We start from the raw sequence: 14,093 nt of genomic DNA on the forward strand, positions 1-14,093 counted from the left end.
CTCAGGCCACCGGCTCAGGCGGCATCTTCGGACCGAGATACATTTGCGGCAACGGGTTGGGCCGCCAGCTGACATCCGCCTTCTGCCCATAGATGAAGGGCATGGAGTGCAGCGGCGTGATGCAAGGGTCCTCGATCCCGACAATGTCCTGCATCCGTTTGAAGGCCGCCTGGCGCTTGGCGAGATCGGTCGTCGTTTCAAGCTCGTGACCGAGCGCGTTGAACTCGGCATTGGTCCAGCCACCTGTCGACTGGAGGTCATTGGTCGGACCGATAATCTGCCACAGCATGGAAACGGGATCGGCGTAGAAGGCGCCGCCGGACGTGTCATTAATGCCGCCAATGTCGCCGACCTGCGTCCAGTTTTCACACATGATCAGCTTGACGTTGATTCCGGCAGCCTTCCACATCTCGACAAGCGCCTGGTTCTCGGCGAGCTGCATCGGATAATAGGTGCCGACGGAAGGGTATGGGATTTCCTCGCCTCTGTAGGATGATTTGGCGAGCAGTTCCTTGACCTGCGCCGGGTCATAGGACACCCCCTTGCGGTTGGGGTCGTTGATCTCGCCGAAGATCGGTAGCTGCCAGCTGGTCAGCGCTTTCGCCCGGCCGTCCCAGAGGCCGTCCGCCAGCGCACCGCGATCGATAGCGAGTGCGAGTGCGCGACGCAGATCGACATCTTTCAGGATGGGAGTCCTGAGTGGAGCAAATGTGAGAAAGCGGAACCACATGGCTTCGCCACCAACAATCGAGAGGCCGTTGACTCCCTCAATTTCGGCAATGTGGTCCGGAGTGATGTCTGTGACGATATCGTAATCGCCCGACTTCAGTCCGGCGATGCGCGCGGCGATTTCCGGCAACCGCTTGAAGCGGATCGAGGCAAATGGCGGCTGACCTCCCCAATATTCGTCGTGCGCCACCAGCGTGATCTCGTCGCCATTGCGAACCTCGCCGATCTTGTAAGGGCCGGTGCCGATCGGCTTCGCCGCCCAGGCGTCATAGGTGCTTGCGCCAGCCCGTGCCCTGGCGCTGATGATCTGCGTGCCCCAGGCGCCGAGCCGCTGGGCAAAGACCGGATCCTCTGTCCTGGTGATCAAACGGACAGTGCGGTCATTGATCTTCTGAACATCGGCGAGCGAGGAGAGGAAGTTGGCAAACACGGCCGCGCCCGGCGCATTTTCGCCGCGCAGACGATCCGGCCCGAGCGAGAAGACAACGTCATCCGCCGTCATTGTGGAACCGTCATGAAACTTCACATTGTCGCGCAACCTGATCTCATGGATCGTGGCGTCAATTTGCTTCAATGATGTCGCAAGCGCGAAATTCAGGCGAAAATTGTCGATGTAGTCGGTCCGTAAAAGCTGATCGAAAATGCTGTATTGCACCCGCCAGGAAACGTTGGCGATGGAGGAGCCGTCCACCGGTTCCAGAATTGTGCGCAGGTCCTGAACGGCAATATTGAGGTTCGGCCGCCGGGCGGTTGCCGCCATGATCGTGTTCGGCAATGCTATCGCGCCAGCCGCCATGGCGGTCATGCCGAGAAATCTGCGACGTGTCGTTTGCATATCAAATCCCCTCTCTTTCAGTCGGGATGACAATCGGAGCGAACGAAATCCGCTCCCGAGACGGGCTGAGACATAGCGCGGTTATGTGACGGTTTTTTGCAGGTTTGAGACGGATTGTGGTGGTTCTTGAAATCAAACGGAAAAAAATCTTTCACGGTTGGGGCAGCCTGCTGGCTGAACGCAGATGATCAAGTAGAGACCGGTGCGGGGTTGTGACGGTTTTGCGGATATAGAACTTCAACACCGGCGGCCTCGATCTTGTCCAGCATGTCCGATGCAGGCTTCCGGTCGGTGATAATCGCGGTGATCGCCGAATAGGGCAGGATGCGGTAGCGCGCCGACAAGCCGAATTTGCTGTGATCTGCGAGAATGACAATTTTCCGCGCTTGCTCGCAGAGCGTCGCAGCAAGCTCCTGTCCGACCTGTTCATGGTCGAAGACGCCATTCGGATGCACCGCGTTGACGCCGATGAATGCGATGTCGATCTGCTGTTCGCGGAGTGTACGCAAGGCGGTGAATCCGGTTACGGTCCGGAAATCGACATTGAAATCGCCTCCCAGCATGACGACGCGATGCCGATGGCCTTCGGCCGCGGCTATGGCAGTATCGACCATGTTGGTGACGACGCGCATTTCTGGGAGGGCCGATATGCGGCTGGCCAACGACAGAATGGTGCTGCCGCCCCCGAAAAAGAGATTCTGACCGGGCTTCAGAAGACCCAGGGCGATCTCAGCGATGGTGCTTTTTTCCGCGCGCTCGGAAACAGCTCGCGATGAGATGGCCAGCAACTTGGGCCGTTGCGTTGCGACCGCGCCGCCATGGACACGTGCGACCAAGCCATCCTGCTCGAGCCGTTTGATATCCCGCCGCGCAGTCTCTTCTGAAATATTGAACCGCTGCATCAAATCTCGGATGCGCACTTCGCCATTCGCCTGGACGATTTCTACGAGCCTTTTATGACGATTGTAACTAAGCGACATGCTTCTCTCTCTCGCGGCATTCGAAAAAAGACCATTCAGTTCGCTGCGCAAATGTCACGCCAGGGCGTCACTCTCACAGGCCATTGAGCGGCTTAAGGTGCGCCGCAGAGCTTTTGCCAGCCTTTCGTTTTCCGTCCGACTTCGAACCGTCAGGCGCAGATATCGATCTGCTTCGTTCATGGCTTGATAGCCGCATTCTCTTACGAGGACGGATTCGAATAGAACGAGGCGGCGCTTGAGTTCGGCAGCGGATACCGAATTTTCAGGCAGCCGGCACAAGATGAAATTCGTTTGCGAAGGTACGACGTCGAGGCCCGGTACCGTCCGCAGCTCCTCGATGAACAGCTCTCTATCTTCTCGCAACATCTCTAGACTGTGTTCCAATTCCTCTGCAAATTCGGGAAGCAGGAACAGTGTGTATTCCGCAATGCCGTTAATGTTCCACAGCGGCAGTTTCCGGCGCACGGCGGCAACGAGGGTGGGATCGCCAGCCATGAGATAGGCGAGCCGGATTCCGCCAAGTCCGAAGACCTTTCCAAGGCTCTTCACCACGATCAAATTGGCACAGGACGGAACCAGATTCTCAACGCTGTTTGGTCGGCCATCAGCGGGAAAATCAATGAACGATTCATCCACGATCAGCCGTCGCCCTCGAGATCCTAGGGCCTCCGCCAGCCATGCCACGTCAGCATGATCAACAAGTCGACCGGTCGGATTGTTTGGATTTACAACGATTGCCGTATCCGCGCCTGTCGCCAGTACGAATTCCAGGAAGGCTCGAACGTCGAGATCGAAATAGGGCGGGGTGAGGACGAAGTTGTTCTTTTGTTCGTCATCGGGAGGTGTTTGAAAGCCGGCGAACGTCGGCACGGGAATCGCGATTGTTGGGTTCAGCGTTGAATAGAGCGCCTGGATGAGGTCGGTCGCCCCGTTTCCGACTGCAATAAAGTCCGGCTGCTGCGAGGTCATCGTGCCAACAACTGAAGCGATATCCATCTGCTGAGAAGGATAGCATGTCAACACGCCTTCGAGCCTCGCCGCCAGCCGATCGTAAAAAGTCTTGGGAGGGAAACGGGTATTGCAAAGAAGCATGTGCTCAGCGATTGGCTTGCGCCAATAACCTCCGACGCTCGTTTCCAGACGCCACAGCACGTTCTCCTTGTCACACCGAAATTCCGCGATGGATGCGTCGACACCGTCGCAAATATCGAGCAGCTTGGAGCCAGCAGTCAGCACATTGTCAGGCAACGCTACGTCCAGCTGGGACAGGCCCGCGACTAACCAGCTGAAGGCCTGATGCAGAGATGCCGCGGCGCGGCTTTCGGCCAGAAGATTGCGTAGAACATCAGCACTCAATCGATAAATCCCGGTCGGCGCGTCGGGCCGCCAAGCGGAGCCGCGCAAACCTTTGTTGGTATTGATACCGTCAAGAACCTCACTGTCGAAAAGCGGTGTTCCCCATATCAGGAGAGTATCGCCCTCATGTTGGCGGAACTTCTCAATGAGATCGCCGTCATGCGCGTCGCGCCACGAAAGCGTATTTGTGCTGTCCTGCAGTCGGAACCCATCGAATGTGCCGCTGCTCAAGTTTTCAACGAAAGTGACATCTTCAATGCCGTTTTCGACACAGGCGTTGACGAGACGATCCAAGAGCGGCTGACCGTTGATAGGAACCAACGGTGCATCGTAGCTGCCACTCCACAGATGTATTTTTGGCCCTGCGAAATCGAGGATAAAAATAGCACGGGTCGTATCGGCCATCTCGGACTCCTTTCTTCTGAAGGAAGCAAAAAGAGCGCCTAGAAGCGCCCATTCCCAAAAATCAAAACGACCCACGGGCGCTCGAAGAATCCCGTGATGCGTTCATACCGGCGTCATCCGAAGCCTATAGGGGGCTTTGGTTTCGATCGGTCTCTTCCAGGTGCAAAATGACCCACACCAATCCATCCAGGCCTACCGCTCGTTTTCACACGCCTGCCTCGATAAAGCCGCGCGCTCCTACGAAAGCGATTCTGATCCTCATGGACGGCGTAAGCGCGGACTATTTCGAAAAGCACAAACATCGGTTGCCGACGCTTCTTCGTTTGGCAGGAGACGGTCTGTCCATCACTCGCCTGCGCTCAACGGTGCCGGGAACGTCGATGCCGGGGCGCGCGAGCATGCTAACCGGCGCGGCGCCTCAAGCGAACGGGATCTACGGAAACCACATTGTGCGAGATGGCTCGTTTGTCTGCGCCGACGCGTCTGATCTGCGGGTTCCGACAATTGCAAAGCTTGCCAAAAATAGCGGGCTTGATGTCGCGTCCATCGGCGCTGGGTTGATCGACCCAGCCGATTGCGATGTCTTCGTGCCGGCCTGGTGGGAACGAGGGTTTCTCCAGGGAAGCCGGTCATTTAAGAGCCTGTCCGAAAACCGCATCGCTCGCTCGCGCATGATCAAAGATCCAGATGGGCGGTTGCGAGCCGCCGGCGTGTTCGATCTCTTCGGCTTCCCGTCCAGTAGTGACACCGTTGCGAGCACTGCTCTCGTTGCGGGCCTGGCCGCGGATCATCTCATGATCGGGGCTGCAGGAGCGCTGGCTTGCTCGGAGAACCCGCCTGATCTCATTTTGACCGAGATCGACATGACGGATTCGATTCAGCATCAGTTCGGATACGAAAGCGAGGCGGCACATTGGTCTGTCGCCGCGGCCGACATGATGATTGGCGCTCTCATCGAAGGACTGAGGCGAGTCGGGCGGGAAGACGATTACGCGATCGTAGTCGCAAGTGACCATGGACATAGCGCCGTCCACACAACCATTTATCCGGATGCGATCATCCCTGACTTGCTTTGGGAAAGTGAAGGAGCGACGCTCCATGTCCTGGTTGACGGAGCTCATGACCGCAGAATCGCAGACGGACTGTTGGCGCGCTTCCAAGTGGAGCCGTGGTCGAGCGACCATGTTCCGGTAAATGAACGCGATTGCATAGCGACCTATGTCGCACCTCCTGGACACTCCTTCGAGGAGACCGTTGGAGACACGCAAGAAGCTGGCCCGACGGGCAGACCTCGATACTTGTCGACCCACGGTTTTCGACCGGGCAGCGCGGAGGACGATCGCATATGCCTGTTGAGCATCCCGGGAATGCAACCTTGCAATGTTGCCTGGGGCTCCGCTGAAGAGTTCACGCCAACCATTGCTCAGATCTTGGGATTGTCCAACGCCCCGTTTTCGGCAAAGGGTCTTCTGTAAAATGCCCGCAGCCGCCCGCCTGCGGGCTCGCATATTCGTCATGAGAATACCTCATTGAAGAATATCCCAAGGTTGGCGAGCAGCCAGAATTTCCGGCCAAATGAATCTGATGGGTTTCGTTGTCCCTCCTCGAACCAACGCCGCAAAGCAGCAGGATCGAACAAATCTCCCAGTGGAGAGTCCTTATCAAACAGCAGCCTTCGATATTCCGTTGCTCCCTCGCCAACGGCCCACTCACCCAGCGGCAGCGGAAATCCCATCTTTTTGCGAGATAGAACAGATCTGGGCAAGACGCTGCGGTATTCCCTTCTTAAGGGGAATTTTGAGACATCGAGACGTTCGCTGAAGGAAGCAACCGGATGCCACAGTGCCTGGACCGAAGCGATTGGAGTCCTCCACCTCAACCGCTGTGAGCCGGGCATCGCCATTGCGGCGGTAACGAGCTGGTGATCGGTATAAGGAACGCGAGCTTCAAGCCCAGCTGCCATTGTGGTGTTGTCAACCATTTCCAGCAATGCGGGCAAATGCGTAGAGACGAGAACATATGAGATCTTGCTAAAGAAATCTCCGCCGGCCTCTGCAAATTGAGTCGAGAAGTGATCGAACAGAGCCATCTCGTGCTCCCTTCGTATCCGCCCATCGATGGCAAGCGAGCGGATTTCATCGGTCGGGAAGTAGCTGTAACGCGCCAGGAAGAACTGCAATTGAGAGCAGTGGACGTCGAGTCCGAGGCGCCGGCGTGCGACCTGGGCAAGAGCACGTGGCAATGCGGCGATGATCTTGCTTCGATTGTAGTCATACGGCGTACGGAACAATCGGCTGTAGCCAGCAAAAATCTCATCGGCACCCTCGCCGGTGAGGACGACCTTATGCTCCTTCGAAATCGCCTTTGCGAGCGTAAACATTGCGATTTCGTTATGCATCCCAAGTGGATGTCCACGCAGGCGAACCAGCTCTGACACAGCGTTGATATCGGAAGGTTCTCCAATTGGAACGACCCGTTGAATGAGCCCGAATTCAGCGGCGACCTCCATCGCATAAGCCGTCTCGTCATAATCGGGGGCCTCGACCTTGCCGGTATAGCAAATCGGACGGATTTGGGAGTGAGCGGATGCCTCATAGGCCAGGATGCTCGAGTCAAGTCCACCGGACAACAATGCGGCGACCGGTACGTCAGCCACCAGCTGACGTTCGACGGCGCTTCCAAATAGTCTCCTTATGTCGGAATAGTCCGGCTTCGATCGCGAAATGCGCTCGGACAGATTCCACCAACGCTCCGACGTGTGTCGCCCGTTTGTTATTTCGAGAAGGTGGCCGGGCTCTAACTTGGAAATCCCGGCAAACAGCGTTCTGGCGCCGACAACCGCGCGATAGGAAAGAAAACTGAGCGCGCCGATGATGTCGGGTCCGCGCATCACGCCCGGCCAGCGAATGAGAGCGTTCGGCTGCGACGCAAAGAGAAGGCCAACATCGCAGATCGTGTAGTAAAGGGGTTTTACCCCCAAACGATCTCGGGCGATGAGAGCAAGCGAGTTCCGGGGATCGAAAAGCGCGAAGGCAAACATCCCGTCAAGGCGGTTCAGGAATGACTTTCCCCAAGCAATATAGCTAAGAATTAGAACCTCGGTGTCGGACACCGTCGAAAAGGAAAAACCCATGTCCCTCAATTCAGCTCTAATTTCCCGATAGTTGAATATCTCGCCGTTGTACGTTACCACCACTCCGGTATTGTCATCGCGATAGGGCTGATTGGCGCGAGAATGAGCGTCGACAATCGATAGCCGTCGATGCGCGAATGCGACCGATTGATCAATGTATAAGCCGCTGGCATCAGGCCCGCGATGAGCGAGAGCGTCAGCGCAACGCTCAACGGCCTCAGCACAAACGGGTGTCCCCTCGGTTTTGAGGACTATCCCAAAGATTCCGCACATTGGGGTCGCTCTCTTGGCACGAATAACGCCAACTACGTGCTCGGCTTTTCGCCGATCATCTGGATGCAGCCATCGCCGAACCAGAAGCGGGCCAGCGGGTGGTCATAATGACGGTACATCGGAGCGAGAAAGCGCCGAAGATTATGGAAATTTTTTGTATACCTTGAGATCCTGCGGATCTTCTCGAAGCCGCACTCGCCATACCAGCCTCGGATTTGCACCTCTGTGAAGGCGAACTGGTGATAGGTCGGCGCCTGGAAGCGATCCCGAATCGTCACGAACAAATCATCATCAAAAAGACTCCGAAAGAATTCGTTTTCGCCAGGGATATATTCCTTTTCTTCGCCGTCCTTTGTTCTCAACAGCCAGTCGATGGCTTCGCGTGCGGTGGATGCATCTAGATTGTCAATGGAACTGCGGAATTGTTCGTCGCTTTGGTAGAGTTCTCGCAAGTGATTGATGCATCGGTAAATGACGCCGTTGGCGGTACCCATAATCGTCAAGAAGAAGCTGCCGCCGGGGCGGGTTACACGGGCAAGCTCTTCAAAGCCTTTTTTCGGATCCCTGGTATGCGGCAAAACCCCTGCGCAATGGACAAAATCAAAACTGAAGTCGTCAAACGGCAGATCGAGCACACTGCCAGCGACCAGTTCCGAGCGCGGCCCAAATCGGCTGAGCCGCTTGCGCGCGCAATCCATCCAATCATTGCTCAATTCAAGCGAAACAACGTTTCGGGCCCCCTTGTCGAGAAACGCATAGGACGCATTCGCATTGGAGCCGCAGCCCGCATCCAGGACATCAAGGCCGCGGAAGCTACCGGTTGGCAGGCCGAAATAGTCCTCCTCGATCAGAGAGACCAACCTGTCGAATATGTGGTCGTCATTCTCCTGCTGGCGCTGGTAGCGATCAAAGACGGTGCGAGTTTCGATCTCGAAAGAGCTTTCCATGTATTCTCTTCCCTATAGCTACAAACTGATTCACTTTGTGAGCAAGGCGACAGATCCGGCTGCGACCAGTGTAAGATTGGCCAAGCGCAACGCATTGCCGGTACCGGGAAATTTGAAATTTGAAAGATGCAGGACCGACAGCACAAATCCTGCACCGATCAATAGGTTGCCCAGGCCTTGCACTGGCAAGTGATGGTCGGCGACGAAGAGCAACGCCAACACGAAGAGGTTGTTGTTCAACGGCAATCCTCTGCCGAATCCGTCAGCGTCCAGTCCGAACGTCGAAAAGTAGCTGAGGCGCAGAGCCCCCGACAGGATGAGGCAGTTGGCAGCCAACAAGGCGGAAACGGAGAACGCGTTGAAGGACAAAATCAGAACCGCTGGAAAGACGGCTGCGTAGACCAAATCAAGCAGCCCGTCCAACGCGCCACCCAGTTGTGCCGTCAAAGCGGACCGGTTCGGCGAACTCTTCGCGACCATGCCGTCGGCATCATCCGCCAAAAGAGCCCACAAGCCGAAACAGATGCCAATCTCGAAGCGCCCGATCAAAGCAAAGTAGATCGCCGTGGTGGCCAAGGTCAGCCCAAGGGCCGTAATGGCATTTGCAGCGTCGAACAGATAGCGGATCATCGTCCTACCCCCGCCACGGCGGCCGGCGCGCCGGTACTATGTCCGTGAGGTCGCTCGAAGGCGAAAATCCTTTCCGCCACCCGCAGGTCCTGTTCACTGTCGATCTCGTACCATCGCAAATCGTCGCATCGCACCGCGGCGAGTTGCAGTCCGCGCTGCTCGATGAGATGCGCGAGCAACTCCTCGGTATAGGCTTTGATCGCGCCCGAGCCGATCAGGTCGTGGAGGACCGGCACGATCACCGTTTGGAGTTCGGCTCCAGAGAACCGGATGAGGTTCATCATCTTGAAGAGCGCCGGGCTGCCTGATACCAGGTTTGCTGCCGTCTGCTTCAATCGGACTTCGGATATGAAGCCGTCGCTGGAAAGGACGGCTGCCGACCCTTCCATGGATGGATCGAACGGCGCGACCGCGGCGGCATTTGCCGCCTCCCCCAAGATCAGGTGGCGCAGCGCATCTTCTTCGAAAAAGACGTCACCTTCGAGGAGATAACAGTCGCCCGAAAGAAGCGTGTCGCGCGCCAGCCAGAGCGAGTAGGCGCTCCCCGTCTTGTCGAAGACCGAGGACTCGACATAGTTGATTTCAAGTCTCCCGAAGCGTTTGCCACACGCATGGCGAATGGCATCCTTGCGATAGCCGACAACAATCGTCACCTCTTCAACTCCCACCGCCTGGAGGTTCCACAGGGCATTGTGAAGTATCGGTGTGCCGTTGACTTCGATGAGGGGCTTGGGACACAGATCGGTCAGCGGACGCAGGCGGGAGCCGAAGCCAGCAGCGAGAATGACGGCTTTCCTGGGAGCAGCGGGAGGCATCTCATTGACCTCTTTCGTTGTGTGTGTCATTTCCAGGCATTGAGGAATTCGACGAGCCGGGCCAGGCCGGTCGCGAGTTTTTCAGGTGGAATTCCATAGGACAGGCGCAGGCCGGCGGGGTCACTGAACGCAGTGCCCGGCACAGCTGCGACGCCAGTTTCGGCAAGCAGAGCCGTCACGACATCGTCGGCCGTCGTTGAGGCGCCGTCTTTCGATCCCGGTCGCAGCAGACGGGAAAGATCGAGATAGAAATAAAAGCCCCCTTGCGCCTTGGCGACCGGTACACGCGTCAACGAAGAAAGCGCGTCGAGACCGACCCGCCTGGTGCTTGTCAGGCGTGAACGCAGCTTGCTTTCATAGTCCGAGCCCCCCCTTTGCAAGTGGGCGAGCACCGCGTGCTGGGCAATTACGTTTGGATTCGAAGTGGTGTGCGATTGCAGGGCCTTGACGCCATTGATCACCTCTTTTGGACCCGCCAGATAACCGATGCGCCAACCGGTCAATGCCAGCGATTTGCTGAAGGAGTTGACGATCAGCGCGCGTGCTCGAATGTCGGGAGCGACCGAGACGATCGGGTGGTGGGTATGATGCCCATATATGAAGTCGCCATAGCACTCGTCAAAAATGATCCACAGGTTGCGGCTGACTGCCAGTTGAGCGATGGCCATCAGGGTTTCAACATCGTAGACCGCACCGCCCGGATTGCTGGGCGTGTTGACGACGATCGCCCGCGTGCGTTCGGTGACCGCCTCCTTGATGTGCTCGGGGCGCGGGACGTAACCGTTTGATTTGGTGTCGACGAATACCGGTGTGCCGCCGGCGATTAGGACCTGGGCGGGAAACGTTGTCCAGTAAGGCGCCGGGATGATGACCTCGTCGCCTGGGTTTAGAAGCACCATTGCGGCGTTGAACAAGGCCTGCTTCGCTCCGCACGTCACGGCAACTTCCTCGGCCTTCCAGATCTGGCCGGTAGCGCGGGATATCTTCCGCGACAGTGCCTCGCGCAGCTCCACATTGCCAACGGTATCGGTATAGCGATTGACGCCGTTATTGATGGCGTCGATCGCGCCGTCGCGAATCGTGGGAGCAAGCTCGCTCCAGATCTCGCCGGCGGTCAGATCGATGATCTCCTTGCCAGCATCGGCCGCCGCTTTTGCTGCAGCGCGCGCTGCGGCGGTACCCGATGTAGCGAACAGGTTTGTCCGATGCGCAAGCATGTGCGCTCCCGTTTTCGTTTGCTTTCAAAAGACGGGCTGGGGCTGCTACCGCACGCCGGTCGCCGTCTGCGGCAGATATTTCTCTTCCGCCGCTGAGAGTTCCTGGTAATTGAGCAGATCGAAGAGTTCATCGAGGGTCGCCACCTCGTCCTCGATACCGGCGATACTTTCTTCGCGGAGGATACGGTCGCAGACCTGGCGCATGGCCGATATCGCCGCGCGCATGTTGTGGTTCGCCCAGATGACCGTGGAGATTCCGGCCGCCCGATACGCGGAGACCGGTGTGCGGTAATATTTCGTAGGCACGATCACGACCGGAAGGCGGTTCTGCCAGGCGCGCGTGAAGGCGAAAATCTGCTCAGCGTTGGACTTGCGGGAATGAATCAGAATAGCATCGGCGCCGGCCTCAGCGTAGGCTTGTGCTCGCGCCAGCGCCTCATCCTCTTCGCGGCCGGCGATGAGCGCCTCGATCCGGGCGACCAGAACGAACTCCGCATCCGGCACTTGGTCCTTCACCGCCTTAAGCCGGCCGCAGAACTCGGGAATATCGGCCAACGGGTGCCGATCACCGATAAACGAGTTCATTTTCGGGAACGCCGTGTCCTCGAGACATATGCCGCTCGCGCCATGTTGGCGCAGCTTGCGGGCGACCAAACGGGCATTGTTGAAGTTCCCGAACCCGCTGTCCCCGTCGACGAGGACTGGAATGTCCACCGTGTCGGAAATTCGCTCAACCACATCGACGAGTTGGGACCAGGAAGCTTCGTTCGCATCTCGATATCCGAGACTGGATGAAATCGAGAGGCCGGACGCCCAGAGCGCCTTGAAGCCAGCGCGCTCGGCAATCGCAGCCGAAAGGCCGTCATGAGCCTCCATTGCGAAGGCGAGTTCACCGGACGCGATCATTCGGCGCAAGCTCTCGCGCGTCTGCGCACCAGACTGCCTCTCCACCATGCGGTCTCACCTCCACCGACGCTATCCAGCCGACAAGCCTGTCATTGCTGCCGCACGAAGTACTTTCAGTGACGAACCGCTCTGCCCACCGATCGGCGATCTGCCACTGTCGTGCACCGGACAGAATGAATGAAGCAAGGCGCGTGCCGAAATGGCGCCCCACCTGCGCCGCACCCATTCTCCATACGCGTGCCAGGCCCTTTGGTCGGGCTTGCGACATCCTCGTCCAACTTCGGACACAAGAGGGGTCGTGGGAGTGGCTATTCGTCTGCGCCGTGGCGGCTGGCCCGCCACGCTGCCGATCAACGATCTCAAGCGGGGTGGCCCAAGGAGCGGAAGACCTGCGGTCCGTGCAGGCAAGGTGACGGACGGCGTTGGTCTTCGATCCCGGCAATCGCCAGGCGGCTTGATTGTCTATCCAGGCCGCATGGACGAATTGCCGAGCATCGGCACGCGAGATTTCAACAACCCCAGCGGCCGCCCGGAACTTCAAGCCTTGACGTGACCGAGCGCCTTGTTGATCGCTGGAATGATCTTGTCTCCCCAGAGCTCAATCTGGCGTAGCATCGTCTTTTGGTCGAAATCTCCCAATTGGGTCTGAATTGCGATCTGGTCCGGCTTAAGGACACTTATCTCTTCCAGCAGGCGATCGATGACGCGACTTACGCTGCCGATCGGCAGGTTCTGGCGCATGGTCTCGAACGACAGGTCCTGCTGCGTCGGTGTTTCCTGCAGCAGATAGCCGTCCCGGCTCTGCTGGCGACGCTGATGAAGTGCTTCAGATAGCCGGCGCTGGAAGCGGGCGTTGTCGAGATAGCTGTCGATCTCAGCCTGATCGTCGCTGGCATAGCAGCAGCGCAGAAGCGCTATCTTGGCGGCCGTGACATCCTTACCCCGCGAGGCCGCTGCCGCCTCGATGGTCTCACGCAGCATTCTTATGTTTTCCAAGCCGTAGTGGAACGCCGTGACGAAAAGATTGTGGCCCTCACGATAGGCACGGCACATGCTTCGCGCGGAACCGCAGGCGATCCAGATCGGTGGGGCTGGCCTTTGGATGGTGCGCAGCGAAATCGCCGTTAAAGGTATCTTCTCATACTGGCCATTGTGCTCGAAGACCTGCTGGTTAAGGCCCTTGAGAAGGATATCCAGATATTCCGCAAACATGGCCGGCGCCTGATCGACATCGACGCCGAAGCGCTCGAACTCGAACTGCTGGTATCCCGAGCCGACGCCGAGTTCGAGGCGGCCGTTCGAAACGATATCGGCAAAGCCGATCTCGGAGAGCAGGCGCTGCGGTTGATATAGCGGCAGCACACAGACGCCGGTGCCGAGGCCGATGGTGCTCGTGAGGCCAGCACAGTGTGCCACCATCATCAAGGGCGAGGGAACCAGGCTGTAATTGTTGAAGTGGTGCTCGGCGAACCATGCGGTGTTGAAGCCGGCCTGCTCCGAAGCGATTGCCTGTTCTATGGAGTTACCGATGACGCTGTCGCACGATTGATGATAGCCTCGCTGGGCCGCCAAGATGAACGTCGCGAATTCCATGGCGTTTCCTCGTTTACACAAAGTGGCCAATCAAGCCTTCGACTTGTGCCGATTGCGGGTGGGCCGGGGTATCGATCCGGCGGCGACGTAATCGACCATCTTGCGCAGAGCTGCCTATCGTTCGGCGGCCGATCCCGCCTGCCGCTCCAGTAATGATGACGACCCGTCCTGCCCGCTCCACATGAACCTCTCCGCAGCCAGCGTCCTCGACGCGAGCCAGCCGGTCGCGGCATTGCAAGACGTCCTGGTGACCGCAAGTTTCCATACCGGTAGA

11 protein-coding genes are annotated in these 14,093 nt (G+C 57.9%); 1 reads left to right on the forward strand and 10 read right to left on the reverse strand.

Translation table 11 applies throughout. The features are described 5' to 3' along the window. Position 1: 1 nt before the first annotated feature. The 3 genes from EB815_RS32320 to EB815_RS32330 all read right to left on the reverse strand — a co-directional run bounded on the left by EB815_RS32320 (position 2) and on the right by EB815_RS32330 (position 4,305). Complete coding sequence (locus tag EB815_RS32320; RefSeq protein ID WP_065005716.1) at positions 2-1,564, reverse strand: ABC transporter substrate-binding protein; 1,563 nt, start codon at positions 1,562-1,564, stop codon at positions 2-4. Positions 1,565-1,752: 188 nt separating this feature from the next. Next, positions 1,753-2,544, reverse strand: a complete 792-nt coding sequence (locus EB815_RS32325; protein WP_020629141.1) for a DeoR/GlpR family DNA-binding transcription regulator — start codon at positions 2,542-2,544, stop codon at positions 1,753-1,755. Positions 2,545-2,598: 54 nt separating this feature from the next. Continuing rightward, a complete protein-coding gene (locus EB815_RS32330; protein ID WP_065005762.1) occupies positions 2,599-4,305 on the reverse strand; it encodes a pyridoxal phosphate-dependent aminotransferase in 1,707 nt (568 codons plus the stop codon). A gap of 167 nt (positions 4,306-4,472) precedes the next feature. Between EB815_RS32330 and EB815_RS32335 the strand changes: the two genes are divergently transcribed. Beyond that, complete coding sequence (locus EB815_RS32335) at positions 4,473-5,780, forward strand: alkaline phosphatase family protein (RefSeq protein ID WP_065005715.1); 1,308 nt, start codon at positions 4,473-4,475, stop codon at positions 5,778-5,780. A gap of 38 nt (positions 5,781-5,818) precedes the next feature. Here EB815_RS32335 and asnB read toward each other — a convergent pair whose 3' ends face one another. The 7 genes from asnB to EB815_RS32370 all read right to left on the reverse strand — a co-directional run bounded on the left by asnB (position 5,819) and on the right by EB815_RS32370 (position 13,819). Further along, positions 5,819-7,711 (reverse strand): asparagine synthase (glutamine-hydrolyzing), encoded by a 1,893-nt coding sequence (gene asnB / locus EB815_RS32340; protein ID WP_064987104.1) that lies wholly within the window; start codon positions 7,709-7,711, stop codon positions 5,819-5,821. A 32-nt stretch (positions 7,712-7,743) separates the two neighbouring features. Beyond that, positions 7,744-8,658, reverse strand: coding sequence for a class I SAM-dependent methyltransferase (locus EB815_RS32345; RefSeq protein WP_065005714.1), 915 nt, complete (start codon positions 8,656-8,658; stop codon positions 7,744-7,746). Between the two features lie 30 nt (positions 8,659-8,688). After that, a complete protein-coding gene (locus EB815_RS32350) occupies positions 8,689-9,288 on the reverse strand; it encodes a phosphatidylcholine/phosphatidylserine synthase (protein WP_064987102.1) in 600 nt (199 codons plus the stop codon). Then, positions 9,285-10,103, reverse strand: coding sequence for a phosphocholine cytidylyltransferase family protein (locus tag EB815_RS32355; RefSeq protein WP_064987145.1), 819 nt, complete (start codon positions 10,101-10,103; stop codon positions 9,285-9,287). The genes EB815_RS32350 and EB815_RS32355 overlap by 4 nt, the downstream gene beginning before the upstream one ends. A 26-nt stretch (positions 10,104-10,129) precedes the next feature. Next, complete coding sequence (locus EB815_RS32360; protein WP_065005713.1) at positions 10,130-11,320, reverse strand: aminotransferase class I/II-fold pyridoxal phosphate-dependent enzyme; 1,191 nt, start codon at positions 11,318-11,320, stop codon at positions 10,130-10,132. A 45-nt stretch (positions 11,321-11,365) separates the two neighbouring features. Continuing rightward, positions 11,366-12,274, reverse strand: a complete 909-nt coding sequence (aepX, locus tag EB815_RS32365) for a phosphoenolpyruvate mutase (protein WP_065005712.1) — start codon at positions 12,272-12,274, stop codon at positions 11,366-11,368. A 489-nt stretch (positions 12,275-12,763) separates the two neighbouring features. Continuing rightward, positions 12,764-13,819, reverse strand: a complete 1,056-nt coding sequence (locus tag EB815_RS32370) for an LLM class flavin-dependent oxidoreductase (protein ID WP_064987099.1) — start codon at positions 13,817-13,819, stop codon at positions 12,764-12,766. Positions 13,820-14,093: the final 274 nt, after the last annotated feature.

This window comes from Mesorhizobium loti (assembly GCF_013170705.1).
GTDB lineage: Bacteria > Pseudomonadota > Alphaproteobacteria > Rhizobiales > Rhizobiaceae > Mesorhizobium > Mesorhizobium loti_D.